At 39.1% G+C, this 22,383-nt stretch carries 21 protein-coding genes and 2 tRNA genes; 19 read left to right on the forward strand and 4 right to left on the reverse strand.

The window, feature by feature from the left end:
- Positions 1–80 precede the first annotated feature (80 nt).
- The 7 genes from rpsU (at position 81) to B4A24_RS19745 (ending at position 7,222) form a co-directional block, all read left to right on the forward strand.
- Entirely contained in the window at positions 81–275 is a 195-nt protein-coding gene (rpsU, locus tag B4A24_RS19715; protein ID WP_046672133.1) for a 30S ribosomal protein S21, read from the forward strand.
- A 103-nt stretch (positions 276–378) separates the two neighbouring features.
- Positions 379–1,260, forward strand: a complete 882-nt coding sequence (locus B4A24_RS19720; protein ID WP_293946690.1) for a tyrosine-type recombinase/integrase — start codon at positions 379–381, stop codon at positions 1,258–1,260.
- A 14-nt stretch (positions 1,261–1,274) separates the two neighbouring features.
- Positions 1,275–1,634 (forward strand): ribosome hibernation-promoting factor, HPF/YfiA family, encoded by a 360-nt coding sequence (hpf, locus tag B4A24_RS19725; protein WP_172392666.1) that lies wholly within the window; start codon positions 1,275–1,277, stop codon positions 1,632–1,634.
- Positions 1,635–1,930: 296 nt separating this feature from the next.
- On the forward strand, positions 1,931–2,305 hold the full coding sequence (locus B4A24_RS19730) for a DUF6686 family protein (RefSeq protein WP_293946691.1): 375 nt from the start codon (positions 1,931–1,933) through the stop codon (positions 2,303–2,305).
- 383 nt (positions 2,306–2,688) lie between these two features.
- A complete protein-coding gene (locus B4A24_RS19735; protein ID WP_172392668.1) occupies positions 2,689–3,216 on the forward strand; it encodes a ferritin in 528 nt (175 codons plus the stop codon).
- Positions 3,217–3,350: 134 nt separating this feature from the next.
- On the forward strand, positions 3,351–6,116 hold the full coding sequence (locus B4A24_RS19740) for a TonB-dependent receptor (protein ID WP_293946692.1): 2,766 nt from the start codon (positions 3,351–3,353) through the stop codon (positions 6,114–6,116).
- Between the two features lie 137 nt (positions 6,117–6,253).
- A complete protein-coding gene (locus B4A24_RS19745) occupies positions 6,254–7,222 on the forward strand; it encodes an NAD(P)H-quinone oxidoreductase (protein WP_293946693.1) in 969 nt (322 codons plus the stop codon).
- Here the strand turns inward: B4A24_RS19745 and B4A24_RS19750 are convergent.
- Complete coding sequence (locus tag B4A24_RS19750; protein WP_293946694.1) at positions 7,211–8,074, reverse strand: AraC family transcriptional regulator; 864 nt, start codon at positions 8,072–8,074, stop codon at positions 7,211–7,213. The two genes, B4A24_RS19745 and B4A24_RS19750, sit on opposite strands and share 12 nt — an antisense overlap.
- A gap of 143 nt (positions 8,075–8,217) precedes the next feature.
- Between B4A24_RS19750 and fucP the strand changes: the two genes are divergently transcribed.
- From fucP to B4A24_RS19790, 8 genes are all read left to right on the forward strand, one after another.
- A complete protein-coding gene (gene fucP, locus B4A24_RS19755; RefSeq protein ID WP_293946695.1) occupies positions 8,218–9,483 on the forward strand; it encodes an L-fucose:H+ symporter permease in 1,266 nt (421 codons plus the stop codon).
- 9 nt (positions 9,484–9,492) lie between these two features.
- Positions 9,493–9,825: an L-rhamnose mutarotase gene (locus B4A24_RS19760; RefSeq protein ID WP_172392673.1), complete on the forward strand. Its 333-nt coding sequence runs from the start codon at positions 9,493–9,495 to the stop codon at positions 9,823–9,825.
- 3 nt (positions 9,826–9,828) lie between these two features.
- Complete coding sequence (locus B4A24_RS19765; RefSeq protein WP_293946696.1) at positions 9,829–11,487, forward strand: UxaA family hydrolase; 1,659 nt, start codon at positions 9,829–9,831, stop codon at positions 11,485–11,487.
- A gap of 141 nt (positions 11,488–11,628) precedes the next feature.
- Complete coding sequence (locus B4A24_RS19770) at positions 11,629–12,942, forward strand: alpha-L-fucosidase (RefSeq protein ID WP_293946697.1); 1,314 nt, start codon at positions 11,629–11,631, stop codon at positions 12,940–12,942.
- Positions 12,943–12,944: 2 nt separating this feature from the next.
- Entirely contained in the window at positions 12,945–13,709 is a 765-nt protein-coding gene (locus tag B4A24_RS19775; protein WP_172392676.1) for an SDR family NAD(P)-dependent oxidoreductase, read from the forward strand.
- A 46-nt stretch (positions 13,710–13,755) separates the two neighbouring features.
- Positions 13,756–14,613 carry a fumarylacetoacetate hydrolase family protein gene (locus B4A24_RS19780; RefSeq protein WP_288810796.1) on the forward strand — a complete coding sequence of 286 codons (858 nt, stop codon included), beginning with the start codon at positions 13,756–13,758 and terminating at the stop codon, positions 14,611–14,613.
- 26 nt (positions 14,614–14,639) lie between these two features.
- Entirely contained in the window at positions 14,640–15,467 is an 828-nt protein-coding gene (locus tag B4A24_RS19785; protein ID WP_293946698.1) for an amidohydrolase family protein, read from the forward strand.
- Positions 15,468–15,648: 181 nt separating this feature from the next.
- Positions 15,649–16,437 carry an SDR family oxidoreductase gene (locus B4A24_RS19790; RefSeq protein ID WP_293946699.1) on the forward strand — a complete coding sequence of 263 codons (789 nt, stop codon included), beginning with the start codon at positions 15,649–15,651 and terminating at the stop codon, positions 16,435–16,437.
- A 39-nt stretch (positions 16,438–16,476) separates the two neighbouring features.
- Here the strand turns inward: B4A24_RS19790 and B4A24_RS19795 are convergent.
- Together B4A24_RS19795 and B4A24_RS19800 are read right to left on the reverse strand one after the other, a co-directional pair.
- Positions 16,477–16,549: transfer RNA gene (locus tag B4A24_RS19795), tRNA-Phe, on the reverse strand.
- A gap of 42 nt (positions 16,550–16,591) precedes the next feature.
- Positions 16,592–16,664, reverse strand: a tRNA-Phe gene (locus tag B4A24_RS19800).
- Positions 16,665–16,852: 188 nt separating this feature from the next.
- On the opposite strand from B4A24_RS19800, the gene mnmA reads away from it, so the two are divergent.
- On the forward strand, positions 16,853–17,944 hold the full coding sequence (mnmA, locus tag B4A24_RS19805; RefSeq protein ID WP_046672147.1) for a tRNA 2-thiouridine(34) synthase MnmA: 1,092 nt from the start codon (positions 16,853–16,855) through the stop codon (positions 17,942–17,944).
- A 74-nt stretch (positions 17,945–18,018) separates the two neighbouring features.
- Here mnmA and B4A24_RS19810 read toward each other — a convergent pair whose 3' ends face one another.
- Positions 18,019–18,762, reverse strand: coding sequence for a hypothetical protein (locus B4A24_RS19810; protein WP_293946700.1), 744 nt, complete (start codon positions 18,760–18,762; stop codon positions 18,019–18,021).
- Positions 18,763–19,253: 491 nt separating this feature from the next.
- Between B4A24_RS19810 and B4A24_RS19815 the strand changes: the two genes are divergently transcribed.
- From B4A24_RS19815 to B4A24_RS19825, 3 genes are read left to right on the forward strand one after another with little or no spacing between them, the layout of a single operon-like run.
- Positions 19,254–20,402, forward strand: a complete 1,149-nt coding sequence (locus B4A24_RS19815; RefSeq protein ID WP_293946701.1) for a hypothetical protein — start codon at positions 19,254–19,256, stop codon at positions 20,400–20,402.
- 15 nt (positions 20,403–20,417) lie between these two features.
- Positions 20,418–21,689 carry a hypothetical protein gene (locus B4A24_RS19820; RefSeq protein WP_293946702.1) on the forward strand — a complete coding sequence of 424 codons (1,272 nt, stop codon included), beginning with the start codon at positions 20,418–20,420 and terminating at the stop codon, positions 21,687–21,689.
- A gap of 2 nt (positions 21,690–21,691) precedes the next feature.
- Positions 21,692–22,357 (forward strand): hypothetical protein, encoded by a 666-nt coding sequence (locus B4A24_RS19825; protein ID WP_293946703.1) that lies wholly within the window; start codon positions 21,692–21,694, stop codon positions 22,355–22,357.
- Positions 22,358–22,383: the final 26 nt, after the last annotated feature.

Below are 22,383 nucleotides of genomic sequence, written 5' to 3' on the forward strand. Positions count from 1 at the left end.
TCTTTTCTTATTCAATGGAATTATCGTACCTTTGTCCCACTTTAAATTTTAAAAGCGACGAAAGGAGGTATATACAACGCATGATTATCGTAAATGTAAAAGAAGGAGAATCTTTAGATAGAGCATTGAAACGTTTCAAGAAGAAATTCGAGAAAACTGGAGTTTTAAGAGAGTTGCGTTCACGTCAAGCTTATGAAAAGAGATCTGTAACTCGTCGCATTCAAGTGAAAAAAGCGATTTACAAACAATCTTTGAATCAAGATGTGGCTAACTAATTGATTCGCTGAGAATTTAAAAATATAAAGGGAAAAGCAATGCTTTTCCCTTTTTTTTGTGCTTTTAAGTTTGTAATTTAAGGATAGTATAGCGAGGGAAATTATGTTGGAAAAGGAGTTCATCAGGTATTTACAGATTGAAAAGAGGTATTCGGAACATACCGTGGTTGCCTACCGTCATGAATTGGAAATGTTTCAGTCATTTTTAAATGTAGAGGGACTTGTATTATCGGACATCGGCTATCGGGATTTACGTCATTACTTCGCTCAAATGATGGAAGCCGGTAAAAATGCCAGTTCTGTCAATCGGAGTATGTCATCTCTACGAACCTATTTTAAGTTTCTTCAACGTGAAGAACATTTGGATAAAAATCCAATGACCCTCATTAAGGCACTAAAAACAGCAAAGAAACTGCCCGTAGTTGTGGAGAAAGATAAATTGGTTCGTTTGTTGGATCACTTGGAGCAAGAGCATGATGATTTTGAGTCATGCCGGAATTATATCGTGATGGAATTACTTTTTGGAACAGGAATCCGTCTGGCTGAACTGTTGAAAATTAAAGAACAGGATATAGATTTTTTTAATAAAAATATTCTTATATTGGGTAAAAGGAGCAAAGAACGACTTGTTCCAATAAATAGTCTCTTAGTAAAAGAATTGAAAAACTATTTGCAACAAAAAGCATCGCAATTTGTTGATACTAATAACAGCTTACTGATCGTTACAAAAGAAGGAAAACCAGCGTATGCCAAGCTCATTTATGATGTTGTTCATCGGTATTTAACGCTGATTTCCACACAAGGTAAGCGAAGTCCTCATGTTTTGAGGCACACGTTCGCAACGTCCCTATTGGATAATGGGGCTGATTTAAATGCAATTAAAGAACTGTTGGGGCATGCAGGACTAGCGGCAACGCAAGTTTATACACATAACTCAGCAGAACGATTGAAGTCTATTTATAAACAAGCTCATCCAAAAGCTTAAAAAAAGGAGGAAAAATGAACATTACTGTGCAATCCATTCGATTTAATGCGGATCAAAAGTTAATCGAATTCATTAAAAAGAAAACAGGAAAATTAGAGCAGTTTTTGGATTCAATTATCGGTGGTGAATGCTACCTGCGATTGGAAAATGTCGATGACGAGGCAAATAAGATTTCAGAAATAAAACTGAATATTCCAGGTAGCCAACTTTTCGCAAAAGGGCAGGCGAAGAGTTTTGAAGAGGCGACGGATATTGCCGTAGAATCCTTACGTAGACAGATTAACAAACATAAAACAAAAACAAAGAATACAGTTATTAGTAATCGCAAAGAAGTACTTTCTGTAACGGAAGAAGAAGAGGAAGAATACGATTAAAATATTATACATTTTTATTTAGAAAAGGAGGTCGACATAAATTCGACCTCCTTTTTTTGAAACTGTCGTAGGACTTTGCTTATTCTTAAAACAGAGAGGCTAGGGCGACTGGGAGAACGATAGCAATACACCACGATCAGTCGCATTTTCTATGATGAGGTAGCGAGGGTGGCCGAAATAGTATATACATGATAAGATGGTTTATTTATATTAAATCAAAATAAACACCTATTTTACTTGGATTGATTATAAATAATATTTATTTTTGATCAGTTTAAAAGAGAAGGTAATAAAAAATGTCAAAATTGGTTTGTCCATTAGCGCACGTCGAAGAAGTGTTTTCAACTACAGCCGGTACGGTTTATCAGTGTAGCCGTAAAAATTGCTTTTGGTTGGAGTATAATAATGAAACAACATCATTTTCAGTCTCAGACTTTTTGAAATTCAAGAAGCGTATGGATGCCATTGATGTTGAACGCATGTTGAATGATACAACACGTGCATACGATTTTGAAATTATTATGCCTTTTCGTACGGAAAGATGTTTTATTCTTGCTGTAGAGGATGTACTTCAGCTTCGCGAACTGCTTGATGGAGCTAAATTTATGATGGAGTTGAATTCAGTCATCAGAACCTGTCTACGAGTATCTCCAATTGCTGTTTTGGCATAAAAGGAGTATATTATATACAATATAACAACAAAAGCGGTGTATCTAAAAACAAAGATACACCGCTTTTTTGTTATGCTTAACACTTATTTAAATTAAAATTAAATAAGTGTCTTTTTTATCGGTTTAATAGGTGTAGAAAATCGGTGGTTATCATGGATTATAGGATTCCATTATTTAAATTTATAGCTTATTGAAAGTATCAATGGATGGTATTTGTAATTGTATTGATTCTAAACAAGTTGTGTTTTATTTGTCTAATTTAGACTGAATTCGTATTGCATATTGTTTATACAGATTTTCCAAATCCGATGTATCTTTGTAATGTAATCGGGTGATGAGGTAAATCGCTTGACATTGTTTTAGAAATTAAACTTAAGGTAAATATGAAAGATTTATTGAAATTAAAATCTTCTTTGAAAGAAGAGATCGAAAATATACTGAATGCACAAATCAAAGTTGAAGCGCACTCTTCAGCATTATATCTGGCAATGTCTTCTTGGTGTGATGACCAAGGTCTGGAAAATGCTTCCGAGTTTTTTGCAAAACAATCTAATGAAGAACGCGAGCACATGTTGAAACTTTTCAACTACATTAACAACCGTGGTGGACGTGCTATTTCACCAGAAATCACTGGTATTCCACAAGATTTTGAATCATTCCGTGGTGTATTTGAGCAAACGTTGGAACAAGAAATGTTTGTAACAGAGCAATTTAACAATATTGCTGATAAATGTGCAAAAGCAAAGGATTATGTGACTTTCAACTTTGTACAATGGTTCTTGGAAGAGCAAGTAGAGGAGGAATTTGTTGCAAGACGTATACTAGAATTATTTGATGTCATTGGTGAAGATGGTACTGGCCGTTGGGAAATTGACAAACATCTTGTTAAAGTCAGCTTCGGTGGTGAGTAAAAGATTATAAAAAATTAGTTGAAAGAACGAGTTGTTTTCCTGACAACTCGTTTTTTTTTATACAAAATCACAACTTTTTACGTTAATAGCTTAAGAATTCTTATATTGAATTGTATTATTGCAAAGTCTGTTTGATGAAACTAAGGGGCGGGAATATAATCCGGTTTATACTTTTGTTATCCATTATAAGCTTGTTTTTTCTGCCTAAAAATACTTTTGGTCAGGCGACAAAAAAAGAGGTTTATGGAATTGTTGTAGATACTGCAGGCAATCCTCTGAAAGGCGTCAGTGTACATTTGACGAGCTCTAGGGATACACTGTTTTCATCAACGTCGGCCACAGGATATTTCCATTTTGTGCGCGTTTTGGGCAACGATATTCGAATAAGCTGTAGTCAACTAGGGTTGAGTATTCTCGAACGGAGTTATCCACTGTATAATAGCAGCACAGCTAAATTAGATGTGGGAAAATTGACCATGTTTCCACATGTTTCCTTATTAAAGGAAATTGTTATCCAAAAATATAAGCCCATCGTCTATAAGCAAGACACTGTTCAGTTTAATTTAGATGCCTTTCAATTCGATCGGCGGGCACTTTTGGAGGAGGCGCTCAAAGCCTTGCCAAACGTACAGGTGTCCAGAGACGGGTCAGTCTATGCTTTTGGGAAAGCAATATCTTCGGTAAAAGTTGATGGTAAAAAATTCTTTGGTGGCGATGTGCTTACGGCTACGCGAAACCTTCCTGCAGATTTCGTGAAGAGCGTGCAGGTCATTGATTTTTATGGCGATGAAGCCACGGCCAAAGGGATCAAAAGCACGGAGTCCGAGAAAGTACTTAATATTGTTCTTAAGGAAGATAAGAAAAAAATCACCTTTGGGCAGGCGACATTGGGGGGAGGTTCTGCCGAGCGTTACCTAGGTAGCGTGGGTGTAAATAGATTTGACAATGGAAAGGAATATTCTATCGTATCTTCCATGAATAATACAAACACCAATCTCTTTTCATTTGGTTCTCCAAATGGGGGTGAACGTGAGCGGGAAATGGGGGAGTTGGCGGATTTCGCTGATCCAACTGACGGTGTTAATAAGATAAGTTCTATTGGAGCCAGTTTTTCCAGCCCACTTTCCAAAACTGTGAATGCAAGTGGAAAATATTCCTTTACCCAACGAAACAACTATACTAAAGGAAACTCCTTTTTGCAATCCATCTATGGATCTGGAAAAGGGATTAATAATTCGATCAGTAATTACGAAGATTACAAAATAAAGTCAGTTGACCGGACACATAAAATGGATTGGGATTTTGATATGAAACTATCAAAAAGAGACCAATTGAAGATATCGCCCAAATTTTCTTGGAGCAATTCTTCGAGCCAAACCCTGAAAGATAGGCAGATCAGAAATAATAAACTGAGTAGCACGGGTAACTATGGTGCAGTTAACAACAGTGAGAGCCCGAGTGCAGCCCTCGATCTTTTCTATGTACGTAGTTTTGAAAAACCCGGTCGGAAAATATTGTATACTTTTCATGCTGACTTTAACGCATTGGATAAGGATGACGAGGTGAGGGATGCTAACATTGCCGTGGATAGTAGTGTCACCCCACCAGCTACAACGAAAACTTCCCTACATCAAAAGATTCAATCGGATAATGAGAATAAAAATATCCAAAGCCGTTTGTCTCTTGTGGAACCTGTGGATCTGGGTGGAGTATTGGAGATCAATTATGACTTCGATTATACAAAGATAGCAGCTAGTCGTACTACTTTCGATAATAGTAATTTGGATAAAGGGCCTATATTGGTGGATTCGCTTAGTCTTAAATATGATTATTCGTTTGCGAGCAATAAAATTGGTATGATCTACCGCCAGGATATAAGCAAAGATGTCAAAGTTAATTTTGGATTCGCTGTACAGCCTTCGGAATTAGCGGGAAGCTCTACTGACAAAGCGATCCGAACCTCCTATTCCAACGTAAATTTTGTTCCATCTGCCGGATTGAAATGGAAATTTACAAAAGAGGAGGATCTCTCCATTGACTATTATGGGCGTAACAATCAACCTAGCTTTTATCAGATACAACCCATCGTGGATAATACAAATACACAGAATATTATCATTGGAAACAAGGATTTAAAATCTGAATTTGCCCATAGTATCGTTTCAAAATATCGAAAATCAATGACCCGTAATGGACAGTATCTTGAGGCTAGTCTTGCATATAATTTGGTTAATGATAAAATTGTTGCAAACCGTACCATAGCGCCCAATTCGACAGTGCAGAAAACGAGCTATGTGAATACCGAGGGGTATTATGATATCAAAAGCTATTATCTCTTTACAGCGTCACTTTTTTCGGATAACTTACAGATGAGTTTAAATGGTAATGCTGATTACTACAACAATATCTCGTATGTCAATGATAAGAAAAGCTTTGGGGGCCATTTTTTATTCACACAGGCGATTCAATTTCGATATGCCTGGAATGATATCTTTGAAGCAGAATTAAATGGGAATTATTCGTTGAATAGAGCAACTTTTGACTGGCCGGTTCAGGATAATATTACCGCACATTCGGGGATTGTGGGCTTGGGTTCAAAGGCGTATATGGGTAAGCATTTTACCATAGGACTGGAGTTGTCCCAAAAGTTTAATTCAGGGTATTCAAGTTCATGGAGCAATATCAATCCAACGATCATTAATGCCTATCTGGAATATACTTTTGGACGTAATAATCTGGGTATGCTGCGGTTTCAGGGATTCGATTTGATGAATCAGAATACGGGAATCTCCCGTGCTGTTGTCGGTAACGATATATTGGATGTTCAAAATAATCGCCTAGCCCGTTATTTTATGCTCTCGCTCAATATCCGGTTACAAAAATATCCAAAGAAATCATGATGAGCTGTCCCTGTCGACATATCATCTGTACGAGCTGGGTGATAGAAATTAATAAATAGATCAGCTTCCATCGAAGGAGGAGAGGAAAAATAGGAATATCGCTATACACTTGTTAAAGCGAAAAAAAATATTTACAGATGAAAGCAGTTGTTATAACCGAGCCAGGAGCTCCAGAAGTATTGCAGGTTGAAGAGCTTGACCAGCCCCAGGTTGGGGATCTGGATGTGCTAATCGCGGTTAGGGCCGCAGGTGTGAATAGACCTGATGTCTTCCAGCGAAAAGGAAATTACCCAGCTCCCGCTGGTGTCGATCCGCGTATTCCGGGACTAGAAGTGGCGGGTGTCATCGTGGAAAAAGGACGTTTGGTCGATAATTGGAACATTGGTGATCCAGTATGCGCATTGGTTGCTGGAGGTGGATATGCTAGCTATGTTTCCGTCTATCAAGGCCATTGTCTTCCTATTCCGCCCAATTTAACTTTTGAAGAAGCTGCCGCACTCCCAGAAACGGTCTTCACGGTCTGGGACAATGTTTTTCGCCGGGGGAAACTGCGGGCCGGAGAGCATTTTCTGGTACATGGTGGAGCAGGCGGGATTGGTAGTACTGCTATTCAATTGGGGGTCTTGTTCGGAGCAGAGGTTTATACAACCATCAGTTCGACAGAAAAGGGGCTTTTTTGCCAGTCTTTGGGTGCTTCAAAAACTATAGACTATACAAAAGAGGACTTCCAACAAGTATTGGCTGACCTTGGAGTTGATGTGATTTTGGATAGTATAGGCGGTGATTATTTCGAAAAAAATATTAATCTGTTAAATCCAGACGGCCGGCTGGTTTACATCAATGCCATGCAAGGCGCTAAAGCAGAATTAAACTTGCTTAAATTGATGCAAAAACGGATTGTATTAACCGGAAGTACCCTAAGAGCGAGAGATCATCAATTTAAAGAAACGTTACGGAATGAGATTTGGACAGAAGTCTGGCCCAAAATCATTTCTGACGATTTTAAGCCAAGGTTATTCCAAGTGTTTCCTTTTTATGAAGCAGCAATAGCACATCAAACCATGGAAGATTCGGCTTTGTTGGGGAAAATTGTACTAACTTTTTGATTTTTGATAATTTAGAGGGGTAGTACCCGTAATATTCTTGAAATATTTATGAAAGCTCGAGAAATTTTGGAATCCAGATTCGAAGCAGATCTGTTTGATCGTTTGTTTATTTTCCAATAATAGATTACAAGCGGTTTTTACACGCATTTCGATAAGAAATTGAAAGAGCGTTTTTCCGATTTGTGATTTAAAATAACGGCAGAATGAATTAGGTGTCATTCCTGTCAATGAAGCGAGCTCCTGCAAACGGATTTGATCCCGATAATTTTCACCGATATAATGCATAGCAATGCGCATACGGTCAGCGTCCTGATCTTGTGACTGTATTGTAAAGCTTGCACTTGTTAAGAGGTCATGTCGATCATCAGCTGCAATGCACATCAGGATTTGCAAGAGATGAATAATTCGCGAAGTACCCGAACAATTGAGTACCGTATCGATATGTACTCTAGCCTTAGCTCTACATGATTGAGAAAGCGCAATTCCCCGTTTTGAAATCCGCATCAAATCTTTGATGTTTTTGTTTTCAGGAAGGTTGATAAATTCGTTGCCCCAAAAGTTTTCTTTAAAATGCAGCACCCGTATATCTGCGGCTTGTGGGTTATTTTTCCGCAGGTAGATTTCGTCAAACAACCAATAATGCGGCAGATTCGAGCCTACCAATGTAATATCTCCAGATTCAAAACGTCGTACACTATCGCCAATAAATTGTGTACCAGACCCTGCTGCAAAATAAATTAATTCAAGCTCTTCGTGATAATGCCAGATATTGTGGTATTGAGGGGTATTGTCCTTTCTTGCGTTAAATGAATGGGTAAGGTCGTTGTTTAAATGCAGTAATTGTGCTTTCATGACTATGAAATATATGCATTAAAGTTACATATTTTAGTTTATGTATGGTAATATAGCTTAATAAATTGATAATATACTTGAATATTGTCTAGCTTTTTTAGGCTTATTTTACATAAAATAACTACTTATAACCATTTGATTATATGACTAACAAAAAGAGTTACACATTTGCCTTGATTTTGGTGACCTCCTTGTTCTTCTTTTGGGGATTTATCCATAATCTTGATCCGATCTTGATTCCACATTTGAGGAATGCGTTCAGTTTATCGCATTTCCAGGCCTCTTTGGTTGATTCAGCGGTATTTATCGCTTATTTTGTGATGGCGATTCCGGCAGGAATTATTATGAAACGTTATGGTTATAAGGCCGGCATTCTGATCGGATTGCTATTTTTTGCTTTGGGCTGCTTTTTGTTTGTCCCCGCTGCGAATACGATCAGTTATGTTTTCTTTTTGGGGGCTTTGTTTGTTGTCGCCTGTGGTTTAACCATCTTAGAAACGGCAGCAAATCCCTATGTAGCGATATTGGGTGATCCATCCACATCTGCTCAACGGCTTAATTTTGCACAGTCATTCAATGGACTTGCAGCCTTTTTGGCACCTATATTCGGCGGGAAATTTATTTTGTCACACGAACCCAAATCGCAGGAAGAACTTGCGCAAATGGCGGAACAAGCAAAACTAGCCTACATTCAGTCCGAGACAGCATCTGTAAAATTGCCCTATCTCGTTTTGGGTATATTGATTTTATTGATTGCGGCTTTGTTTTTCTTTACCAAATTACCTGATATCAAAGATGATGAAGAAGAAGGAAAGGCGGGCTTTTTTCATGCTTTGAGACATAAAAATGTAAGATGGGCGGTAGTTGCACAGTTCTTTTATGTGGGCGCGCAAGTCTGTATTTTAAGCTTTTTGGTACTATATGCAACTGAAGTAGCTGGGATATCAGGCAAAGATGGAGCAGACTATGCTGGTTTTGCGGGACTAGCATTTATGTTGGGCCGATTTATCGGGACTTTCTTCATGCGTTTTGTGTCTGCCTCCAAGCTGTTGATCATCTACTCCTTTGTCACGATCGCATTGTCACTGTTCGTTATTTTTGGGACGGGCGTACAAACACTATATGCCTTGATTGGAATCGCATTTTTTATGTCTATTATGTTTCCGACCATATTTGCTTTTGGTGTACAAGGTATAGGAGCGGATACCAAATCTGCTTCCAGTCTGATTGTGATGTCTATTGTAGGCGGGGCATTATTACCCCCACTTTTGGGCTTAATATCTGATAAAACAGGCCATTTTCAGTACGGCTATTTTGTCCCTTTAGTCTGTTTTATTGTGGTATTGGTTTTTGCCTATCAAAATAGAAACGTAAATATCGACGAAACTGAAAATCTTAAATCACATTAATAGTTAGCAATGAAAAAGTATGTCATGGCCTTGGATCTTGTCAACGATCCACAATTGATCAAAGAATATGAAGATTACCACCGTGCGGTGTGGCCAGAAATCAAACGTTCGATCCTGGATGCTGGGGTAACGCAAATGGAGATCTATCGTTTTGAGAATAGACTGTTTATGAATATGGAAGTGAGTGAGGATTTTTCATTTGAAAAGAAAGCCGCAATGGATGCAGCCAATGAAAAGGTGCAGGAATGGGAGCAACTGATGTGGAAATATCAGGCTGCGATCCCGGGAGCCAAACCGGGAGAGAAATGGGTAATGATGAATAAAATATTTGAATTAGTTTAAATTATGGCCATACAACGCTATTTACAGATCCATCCGATGGATAATGTCCTGGTTGCCTTACAGGATCTGGCCGAAGGGACAACAATTGCTTTTGAAGGTAGAGCGTTTACCTTAAAGCAAGCCGTTGCGGCGAAACATAAGTTTACAATTCAGCCGATGAAGCAAGATGCCGAAATATTGATGTATGGTGTCTTGGTGGGTAAGCTGAATGGGGATTTAAGTGAAGGTGAATTGATTACAACGGAAAATCTACGCCATGCATCCGAAGACTTTAGAATGGGGGATCGCAAGACCGTATGGACCAAACCGGATGTAACAGCATTTAAAAATAAAACATTCAACGGATTTCATCGCTCAAATGGTACAGTGGGGACTGCAAATTATTGGTTGGTCATTCCTTTGGTATTTTGCGAAAATCGAAATGTATTGACGTTGAAAGCCGCTTTCGAAGAAAAGCTAGGTTATAAGGTGAAAGCCAACGATTATATCGCTGAAGTGGAAGATTTGATTGGGTTATATAAATCTGGGGCCGATGTAAATCAAATTCTTGGTCAGGATTTATTGGGCAATGCGACTTCCAGTGAGCAGGAGCGTTTGTTCAAAAACGTCGATGGGATCAAGTTTTTAAATCATGAAATGGGATGTGGTGGTACTCGTATGGATTCCGATGCCTTATGTGGCCTATTGGCTGGGTATATAACTCATCCAAACGTAGCGGGAGCCACTGTATTGAGCTTGGGCTGTCAACACGCGCAGGCATCGATTCTAAGAGCTGAGATAGCAAAAAGAAATCCTGACTTTGACCGTCCCTTGTACATTTTTGAACAACAAAAGGAAGGGACCGAAAAAGAATTGATGCAAAAGGCGATAAAAGCGACTTTTGCTGGTATGATGCAAGCTGATAAAAATGAACGCAAACCAGCCACTTTGGATAAACTATGTATTGGTCTGGAATGTGGCGGTTCAGATGGCTTCTCAGGTATCTCGGCCAATCCGGCATTAGGTTTTGTTTCGGATATCCTGGTCAGTTTGGGTGGTTCGGTTATTTTAGCTGAATTTCCGGAATTATGTGGGGTAGAGCAAGAGCTTAGTGACCGTTGTGTGGACGAGTCTACTGCAGAGAAATTTATGAGCCTAATGCGAACTTACAATGCGAAAGCAGAAGCGGACGGTTCGGGCTTTTACATGAATCCATCACCGGGCAATATCCGTGACGGTCTGATAACAGATGCGATAAAATCTGCAGGAGCTGCCAAAAAAGGTGGTACCTCGCCTGTGACGGCCGTAGTTGACTATCCTGACTTAGCTAATGAGCCAGGGTTAAACTTGTTGTGTACACCCGGTAACGACGTGGAAAGCACCACTGCAGAGGTCGCAGCTGGCGCTAATATCGTTCTCTTTACAACAGGGCTAGGCACGCCGACAGGAAATCCGATTACACCCGTGGTAAAATTATCGACCAATACCAAAACTTTTGAAAAAATGCCTGATATCATAGATCTCAATTGTGGGACTATCATTGAAGGAACGGAGACTATAGAGCAAGCAGCGCATCGTATCCTTGATTATGTGATTCAAGTTGCGTCGGGTGAGGTCAGACCTAAAGCGGTATTGTTGGGGCAGGATGATTTTATTCCTTGGCGGAGAGGTGTTTCGTTGTAAATAAGCAAAGCTAACGAACATCGTCAAATAGCAGGACTAAAAATAGCACAAATAGCGATGGATATCCGTATCGTCCTAGGAAAGACAAACATGCTTGCGCGTTCATGAATGGCACTGGAAACGAATAAATAATAGTCACATATGAAACTAAAACATGTCATCTGCAGTCTGGTCTTGTTCATAGGTTTAGTCACCTATGGTTATGGCCAACAACATTACCAACCAAGCCCTGAAAATTTAAAAAATAGGGAGTGGTTTGAGCAATCTCGATTCGGGGTCTTTATCCATTGGGGAGTATATAGTGTGTTAGGGGATGGTGAATGGGTCATGAACAACCAGAATATCAGTTTGGAGGAATATGCATTGTTGCCTAAATTTTTTAATCCCATCGCTTTTAATGCAAACGAATGGGCAAAGCTATTTAAACAGGCTGGAGCAAAATACATCACCTTCACAACTAGGCATCACGATGGTTTCGCCATGTGGGATAGCCAAACTTCGGAATACAATATTGTAAAGAAATCGCCATTCAAACGTGATATTGTAAAAGAGTTGGTGGCAGCCTGTCGTGCAGAAGGAATAAAAGTCATGTTTTATTATTCGCTATTGGATTGGAATCGGAACGACTACCTACCTGCAGGGAAAACAGGCCGCGGTATTGCTGGACGTGATTCTACAAAAGGTGATTGGAATCATTATGTGCAATTTATGAAAAATCAGTTGACCGAGTTACTTACGAGTTATGGCCAAATTGATGGAATTTGGTTTGATGGTCATTGGGACAAACCCAAAGAAGACTGGCATTTTAAAGAGATCTACGAATTGATCCATGAGTTACAACCGCAATGTTTAGTTGGTAACAATCACCATCTAGCACCCTTCGAAGGGGAGGATTTTCAAATGTTTGAACGTGATCTACCTGGGGAGAACACTACAGGTTTCGGAACAAGCGCAGATGATGTTGGCAAACTGCCTAAGGAGGTTTGCGGTACCATCGCTGGATCTTGGGGGTTTGAACTGAAAGATCGGACACGCAAATCGTTCAAAGAAGTATTGGCGTATTTAGTTAAGGCCGCAGGGCATGGTTCAAACCTTTTACTGAATGTAGGGCCGATGCCGAATGGCGAGATTCAGGACTATCAACAGGACAGGCTCAAGGATCTCGGTAAATGGTTGGCTATTTATGGCGAGACAATTTATGGCACGCAAGCAGGAGGGATACCGCCTACGGACGACTATGCGTTGACACGAAAAGGTAATCAGGTATATTTACATATTCTTAAAAGCGAGAAAAAGGAATTGTATATCGAAAAACTCCCTTATCGAGTTAAGAAAGTGAAAACATTTATCGGAAATAAGGAGGTTAAATTTAGTAATAAAGATCATAGTTTACGATTGGATTTGCCCGCATCTATGGACGAGGCTGATCTAGTTTTAACACTAACAATAGAATAACAATGGGAAAATTAGAACAAAAAGTTGCTGTTATTACAGGCGGAGGTAGTGGAATTGGCCGTGCTATCAGTGTGCAATTTGCTCAAGAAGGAGCGAAAGTCCATATATTGGATTTAAATGAGGAAGGTGGAAATGCTGTAGTAGAAGAAATTTTGGCGCTGGGCGGGCAGGCTGTATTTAATCGTTGTAATGTAACCGATCAACAAGAGATTAGTGAAATAGCTCAAAATATCGGGAAAATTGATATTTTAGTGAATAATGCTGGCATTGCCCACGTTGGTAATTTAGAAAATTGTAAATCCGAAGACTTTGAACGTGTTTTTAATGTGAATGTAAAGGGTGCCTATAATGCGTTATATGCAATTGTGCCAATCATGAAAGCACAAGGCTCAGGTGCTATCCTGAATCTCGCTTCGATTGCTGCCTGGGTGGGGATTACGGATCGTTTTGCCTATTCGATGAGTAAAGGTGCGATCTATGCGATGTCTATGTCGGTAGCACGTGATTACATGGCTTTTGGTATCCGTTGCAACAGTATTTCGCCAGCACGTGTACATACACCTTTTGTGGATGGCTTTATTGCGAAGAACTACCCTGGACAGGAGCAGGAAATGTTTGAAAAGCTTTCTGCAAGCCAACCGATAGGTCGTATGGCACAACCGGAAGAAATTGCTAAATTGGCGCTTTTCCTCTGTAGTGACGATGCTGGTTTTATTACTGGTAACGATTATCCTATTGATGGTGGTTTTATTAAATTGAATAATTAAATGTTAGATACGAGACCTCTATCTCATATCTCAAATCTATAACAATATGAAATTAATACGTTTTGGAGCCTTCGGCAAAGAGAAAATCGGTGTTCAAATTGACGGTGTAAATTACGATGTAAGTGCATTTGGCGGTGATTACAATGAGCAATTTTTCGCGGAAGATGGTTTAGCACGGTTGGATGAATTTGTGAAGGCCAATAGCGGTAAGCTGGTTGAAGTCCCACAGGGCGAGCGTATCGGTGCACCTTTTGCGCGCCCATCTAAAATTGTCTGCATCGGATTGAATTATATGGACCATGCTAAGGAAACAAATGCACCGATTCCTGCTGAACCGATCATTTTTATGAAATCCACGACTTCTTTAGTAGGGCCATACGATAATGTGATGATTCCTAAGGACTCCGTAAAAACGGATTGGGAAGTTGAGTTCTGTATTGTCATTGGTAAAAAGGCTTCATATGTAGAAGAGCATGAAGCCTTGGATTATGTTGCTGGTTATGTACTTCACAATGATGTGTCCGAGCGCGAGTATCAATTGGAACGCGGTGGCACCTGGGATAAAGGGAAAGGCTGTGATACTTTCGCACCGATGGGCCCATTTATGGCGACAAAAGAAGAGATCAAAGATATTAACAATGTACGCATTTGGCTGAAAGTGAACGGAAAAACCTATCAAGATGGAAATACCAAAGATCTAATTTTTTCGATCGCACATGTGGTTTCGTACGTTTCAAGATTTATGACCTTATTGCCAGGTGACGTAATTTCGACGGGAACTCCTGCGGGTGTAGGACTTGGATTCAATCCTCCTATTTACTTAAAAGCAGGTGATGTGATCGAATTGGGGGCAGAGGGGCTTGGCGAATCGCGGCAGACTGTGGTTGCTTATTCAAGAAGTTAATTTTATCCACTATTTTAGGTTTTATTATGCGCATAGATACCCACCAGCATTTTTGGCAATTTGATCCGGTTAGAGACAGTTGGATTACCGACGAGATGGATGTCATTAAGCGAGATTTTACCCCGCTGGATATTCAGTTTGTCCTAGAACGGAATGGAATTGCAGGTACTGTCGCTGTTCAGGCCGATCAATCTGACGCGGAAACAAATTATTTGGTGCAACTGTCCAAAAGCTACTCTTTTATCAAAGGTGTTGTTGGCTGGATTGACTTGCAGGCCGAAGATATCGAACAACAGTTGACTCACTATAAAGAATCGCCGGTAATCAAAGGGTTCCGTCATGTGGTTGAAGCAGAACTGGATCCAGACTTTTTGATTCGACCGGCTGTATTGAATGGCTTGAAAGCATTGGCAGCCTTTGGTTATACCTACGATTTACTGATCCGTCCAAGGCACTATGAGGCCACATTGGAATGTGTAAGGCAAAATCCAAACCTTCAGTTTGTGTTGGACCATATTGCCAAACCTCCCATTAAATCAAAGGAATTTGATGAGTGGGCAGTATTTATTGACAAACTTGCTAGCTTTTCAAATGTCGTATGTAAGGTATCGGGATTGGCCACAGAAGCGGATTGGTCTGGCTGGAAATTGGACGATTTCAAACAGTATGTCGACCATATTTTTCTGCGTTTTGGAAAAGAAAGGATTATGTTTGGATCGGATTGGCCAGTATGTCTTTTGGCAGCTTCTTATGAGGAAAGTATCGCCATTGTAGCGGATAAATTGGGCGACTTTACCGAAAAGGAAAAAAAAGCTTTTTGGGCGGAGAATGCGATTCGTGTATATAACCTATAATTGAAAGCTTCAATATGCATGAAAGGGAAAGTGTGCATATTGAAGCTATCAATAGCAGTTAAAAATTGAGCCTAACCAGCTATATGCTGTCCAAATAGGCTTTAAATAATAACCAGTGAAACGAGTTTATTGATGCGGACAAATTACGCATCAATGAAACACACAATTCAATAAAAGTAATATGGATCTTCATTTAAAAGATAAAGTTGTTATTGTTACAGGCGGCGCCAAAGGAATAGGGCGTGCTGTCGTGCATGCTTTGGTCAAAGAACAGGCTATTCCTGTTATTGTTGGACGTAAACAGGCCGATAATGAAAAAGTCAGGGAAGAGGTAAAACAGTTTGGGATTGATGCCTTGTGTATTGAGGCTGAATTGTCTAAACCTGAAGATTGTAAAAAAGCAGTGCTTAAAACGCTGGAGGTATATGGTCGTATAGATGGTTTGGTGAACAATGCTGGACAGAATGATGGGGTGGGCCTAGCTTCGGGTGATTACGAAAAATTTGTAGCCTCATTACATAAAAACCTCATCCATTATTACCTGATGGCGCATCATGCGTTGGACGCTCTAAAAGCATCCAAAGGCAGTATTGTCAATATCTCTTCCAAAACGGGCGAAACAGGACAGGGGAATACATCTGCTTATGCTGCTTCAAATGGTGGACGTAATGCATTAACACGTGAATGGGCTGTAGAACTATTGCCATATTCCATCCGTGTAAATGCGATTATTGTTGCTGAATGCGCAACGCCACAATACGATACCTGGATACAAACTTTGTCAAATCCAGCGGAAACTTTGAAAAAGATCACAGATCGTATTCCTTTAGAACACCGTATGACAACAGCAGAAGAAATTGCAAATACCACCGTATTTTTGCTGTCAGACAAATCAAGCCATACAACAGGACAATTGATCCACGTTGATGGCGGTTATGTTCATTTAGATCGTTCGATTATCGCGGAGTAGCAACAAAAAAAGCTTGTTCATTTGAACAAGCTTTTTTTGTGGTGCCACCTGGGTTCGAACCAGGGACACAAGGATTTTCAGTCCTTTGCTCTACCAGCTGAGCTATGGCACCAGTTGACCTTTTATTTAAATCTGTGATCATCAGATTGAAGCGTGGTGCCACCTGGGTTCGAACCAGGGACACAAGGATTTTCAGTCCTTTGCTCTACCAGCTGAGCTATGGCACCGCTTTTTTGCTATGGGTTTGTTCCCCTATTGCGATGCAAATATAGTGTGATAATTTGAATTCTAAAATTTTTATATGGATTATTTTCGTTCTTTTTTCGAAAGTGTTGATTTTGATCGAGATAAAATTACAAGAAACTAACATAGAGAAAAAGGAATAAGCTGTATCTTTGCATTTCAATAAATAGCGATGAGTAAAAGAGGAAGAGTTTTAGTTGCAATGAGTGGAGGGGTCGATAGCTCCGTTGCTTCTGTCATGCTCCACGAACAAGGATATGAGGTCATAGGTATCACGATGAAGACTTGGGATTACGCGTCCGCGGGTGGTTCATCTAAGGAGACGGGATGTTGTAGCCTCGACAGTATCAACGACGCTCGTACATTAGCCGTAAACTATGGTTTCCCTCATTATATATTAGATATACGCGATGAGTTTGGAGACTTTGTAATTGATAATTTTGTAGAGGAATATATTGCTGGGCGTACACCCAATCCTTGTGTTCTTTGTAATACCCACATTAAATGGGAAGCTTTGATGAAGCGTGCCGATAAACTGGATTGTGAATTTATCGCTACGGGTCACTATGCCAATATCCGTATGCATGATAATGGCCGTTATGTGATATCAAAGGGTAAGGATGAAAATAAGGATCAATCCTACGTCCTATGGGGAGTATCGCAGGAAAACCTAGCGCGTACACAGTTTCCATTAGGATCCTTTACGAAAAAGGAAATCCGTCAGATGGCCTTGGATATGGGACAGAAAGAGCTCGCCAATAAATCGGAAAGCTACGAAATCTGCTTTGTACCGGATAACGACTACCGTGCGTTCCTAAGACATAAGGTACCAACATTGGATCAACAGATCGGTCCGGGCAATTTTATCCTTTCAGACGGAACAGTTGTCGGTAAACATATTGGTTATCCCTATTTCACCATCGGTCAACGTAAAGGTTTAGGCATAGCCTTGGGTAAGCCGATGTTTGTGATCGAAATTCTTCCTGAAAGTAACACGGTCGTATTGGGTGAGGAGCATGAACTTGAAAAGTCACACGCGTACGTTCGTAATGTAAACTTTGTCAAATATGCAGGACTCGATCAACCGATGGAAGCTATTTCAAAGGTACGTTATAAAGACTCAGGCGCCTTATCGACTATCTCGCAAGAGGGCGATAAAGTGCGTATAGATTTTGTGCATAATGTAAAAGGTATCGCGCCCGGACAGTCGGCTGTATTCTACGAAGGAAATGATCTCTTAGGCGGTGGTTTCTTGATGAAATAATAAAGCTGATCTGAAATTCAGCATAAGAATTCTAATCCCTATACTGTAGCTACAGTATAGGGATTTTTTTGTCATTAAGAATTTCTGAGATTGTGAGCGGCTATGATGCCTGCTGGATTTAGGTCGATCGAATTAAGAAGAACGGCATAACGGCCTCGTTTTTCAAGATAAAGGGTCGAAAGTGAAACTAAAATCGTATCGTAATCTTTATCAGGTGAATCAAAAGTAAGTGTCCTTGCTTTATGTTGTTGATTATCGTATCGTGTTAATTCGGTCTCATGGGAGCCTATTGTTTGAGTACATCTTTTAGCAAAAGACAGGCCTATAATTTCAAATTTTAGGATGATATGGCTGCATGCTTTAGGCCAATAGAAATTTTGCTCGGGTTTTAATTCGGGTATAAGTATTGATATAGCCCCTGTAGCTGCGAAAGTCACATTGGTATCGAAATAGAGGTAATCATATAGATGACAATTCTTATTGAATTGAAAGCCGACCAATCGCTGTATATTTCCTTGACTGACTCTTTGATAGCCGGCGTTGTGTTTGCCATAGCCAAGCAGTACGCGTTGCATACGTCTAACCAGTCGGTTGTGCATGCCGCCATCATGTATTTTTTGATGTACAGTATTGAAGGCTCGCCGGATTATTGCACCTGCAGCGCTCGCTGTCCCAAAATCTGAAGCGGCGGCTTCAGTCCATCTTGTTTGGCGCATTTTGTCAGATGATTTGGCCTGAACGACATTTTTATCTCCAACTTTACGATTGACCAAATTCCCAATTTGACCTTTCAAATATCCATTTTCAATTATTGCCATAGCTAAAGTTAGTGTTTTAAATCGCTGAAAAACAATTTTTTACAACTTTTAAAAGATTTGAAATGATGATGTACTGGGCTTTAAAAATTTTGAAATTTATGGTACTTCACGATTATTAAATTGGCAAGGGCTACCATTATGGTTCGCTATAGTTCTCGTTGAGATACAGTATAGATTCGATTAAGAAAGGAAGTGTGAGCGTGGTGTTTCGGGGATCATACCAGTTTGTGAGCGTGGTATAGTCACTGTCAACGTGGAGTGAACACGGACTCAAGACGGATTGAAGGTGCTTAGCATGTGAATATGGCGTGCTTTCTCTTTGGATGATCATAGGGTAAATCTAGGCTTGTATAAAGATACAGTGAATTTTTTGAATACAGTGTTTTTAAAGTTTTTTATTCTATTTGTATAGAAAATATTTACAATTTATTTTTTGTTTGTTTATTTAGTTTTTACATTTGTATAGATTAAATATATAAATAAACTGAATTATGATAGAAAAGCAATCAATAAAAAGGCGGTCCGTCTGGATATGGGACGAAGACTATCCTTATTCATTAAATGCTAATGAACTTCAAGACCCAACTATTGCCCTTAAAGATGTGTTTTCAAATTATTCTTTGATTGACTGTCAATATATACTGTGGGAATGGAAGCATTGTCACTACCGACCCTATCTCTTTTCTTTTGGTAACGGGATACATACACTTTATCACTTCATGGGTAAAATGCAAAAGCTTCTTAATGTAGCTTGGTTAGTTGACAAGGAGTTTAGTTGTGCACAACTTTTAGTTGTCTGCAATGCTCTGACATTTCATGAATTCAAGGAGGATAACTATTGCTCTTTTTTTACTGAGTTGGACCATAGTTTGAAGTCAGTGATTACAAAAATTTTTAATCAAGAAGATGGGCTCCAGGGATTCATGAATGTGTTGCGACATTGGTGGGATATGGGAGTGGACTGGCGGCATTTGGATGTCGGCGACCGATGTGGTGTGGGAAGTGAAATTCCAGAGTTTAGGCGACTGATGGTGATGGTTGAAATAATGAATTTTATTTATAAATGTAATGGAATGAAAGAGTCACAAAATGTGTATGCCAGCAGTAGCTATCTTTCTTTGGAAGAGGGAAAGCAACCTGTAAAGACAATAATGAGAATATTTTGTAAATGGGAATATGAAGATTTAAAGGAATTTCTTCGAAAACTATTTTATACAATGAATTCCCATGGAGGCCTTGAAGAGGGAATCATGGGGGATAGGGGCGGTATATTCCATACCTACCACAAGTTAATTGATCTTGCTCGGCAACTTTCATTGAAAGACGAAAGCTATTTTGAAGATGATAAACATTTTATGATCGGAGATTTTTCGGAATTAGGGGATTTTTGGTCGGATTGTGATAAACCTCCTTTTCATCATTTATCGAAAGTGACTTTCACTGATCTGATCGATAAGATAAAAGGTTTTGAATATGGCTTGCTCCATAGAAATCTTCATGAATTTATGCTGTATTTAGTTAGTTCAGAAAACATCTTTGCAAATAATTATAATGGCATAATTTCATTGTTTCAGAGCTTAGAGGAACTGCTGGAAGTGCTCTATCTCATTATGTTGAACCGGGTACAGACAGAATGCTAATTAACTTTTGAAATTATGAACACATTAGAACAGATTGGAATAATTGATTTGGATACGAGCAAACATGATATAACTTATCAAAGCCTGCTCGCACTTTATTGGAGTTTTTTTGATGCGACTGATTACGAAAGTCACTTGCTCGCAAATGATAAGCTTTTAAGAACCGTGATGTCTAACGAAATCTATCCTGATTTATATCTTTCGAATGCGACATATCAATTAGAGTTAAATCGAAGGTTGATCGATTTGGCATGGCTATATATAATTTATAAAGAAAATGCCGGTAAGGGGTGTGACGTAAGTGTGTTAAATCATCAAGAAAGATATCGGCCAAAGTTTTGTTACAGCTATAAGAGCACATATTACTTTGATGAATATTCTTGTTTGCACATGGAATTTGATAAAAAATATAAGCCATTTAGACGCGAAGATGATTATATGGAAGTGGTTTACCGGTTTAAGGGGAAGGTTCGTTGGTTGTCCTTGGATGAAATTGAAAATCCTTATGCATTTTACAGGTCTATTTTTGAAAATAGAACTCATCTCGACTGGATTCAACTTCTTTCAAAATGGGGGGAATATACTTTTTTGCCAAAAAGTATTTGCCTAGAGATGGATGGTGGAGAAGTTTACGATACCTATGTTCTTTTTCAGAAATTAACAGAAATGGCTTACTTGGTAAACCGCTATGAAGATTATATCCCGGATTCAAGGAAATTTTTATATGCAAACTTCGGCGAATATCCGTCGCATTTAACAATCGACGAAATTATAAGTCCACAGATAGTAGTGTTTGATATATTTAGAAAATCTACTATTGAAGCAGTTCTTAACGAAATGTTTTGGTGGTTGGATTCTGTCTTACATAGGCAAGAGATTACTGATTTTAAGCGTGTTTATAATATTTATATATCTGTTTTAAGAATCGCGGAATTTTGTTGGGTATTTAAACCGTATAAGCGGCGGGGCATTGGGTTGAAAGATGATGATAATATTGATGAAAATACATTTTACTCTTCTTTTTTTGAATCATTAAATTATCAAACGAATTATGTGGGGGTAAAGGAAAGGTCACAGCCTTTATCTGCTCTTAATTGGATTTTTTCTCGATACAAAAGAGAATTAGGGTATTTGAGATCTCTGTTATCAGATTGTTTTGAAGCATCTTTTGGAAAACGAAGTCCATCTCCCGACGATGCAATAATAGAAAGCTTAAAAACGAATTGTGCCCAGCTTATTGAATTAGCTTATTTATTTCATATTGTTCTACAAGAAGAAAAAGAATAACGATGCCATTTGCAAACCCTACACCTTATGACTATTTTCCGCGGAGATTACATCCGCAGGAGATAGGAAATCCTTTTAATGTAATTAATCTTTTCTTTGGCTGGGAGAATTTCCCAGCTTGGAGAGAACATCTCGATGAATGGAAAGAGGCTGCAATCAGACCATCTTATAACATGAATAACGAACAGACTTTACAAACTTTTATTCGTTACGAATTTATAGAGATTTTGATCGAAGGTATCTTTATGATTTGCCGTCTGGATAAGAGCTATTGGATGCCAGATTCTGAACTTCGACATCATTATAAGATGCATGGAAAAACCTTTATGCCTGATCAGGATGAAATGAACAATGCTATAGGATATTTTAATAATTCTCATAACCCAAAACAGTTTCAGTGGGAAGCATACAATTTAACTTACCTTAATAAAGAAGAACGCAATACACCGCGAAAGGTATTTTATGAATTATGGGAAACATATAATTTGCCCAATGTACGCGATGCACTTTATTGGTGGTTGCTAGTGAGTATGGACTATACCTGTGCAGGTGATACTAGGGGCGATAATTATCTGAACAAGTTTCATACACATCTTCAACGGGTAATTGAAGCAGCTCATCTAATCTATATCTGGAATATGGAGAAGTGGCCTAGATTGTATCCATGATCGTTTTTTAGTATTGTGATTTTTGT

The sequence above is a fragment of the Sphingobacterium sp. UBA7249 genome (assembly GCF_002472835.1).
Lineage (GTDB): Bacteria > Bacteroidota > Bacteroidia > Sphingobacteriales > Sphingobacteriaceae > Sphingobacterium > Sphingobacterium prati.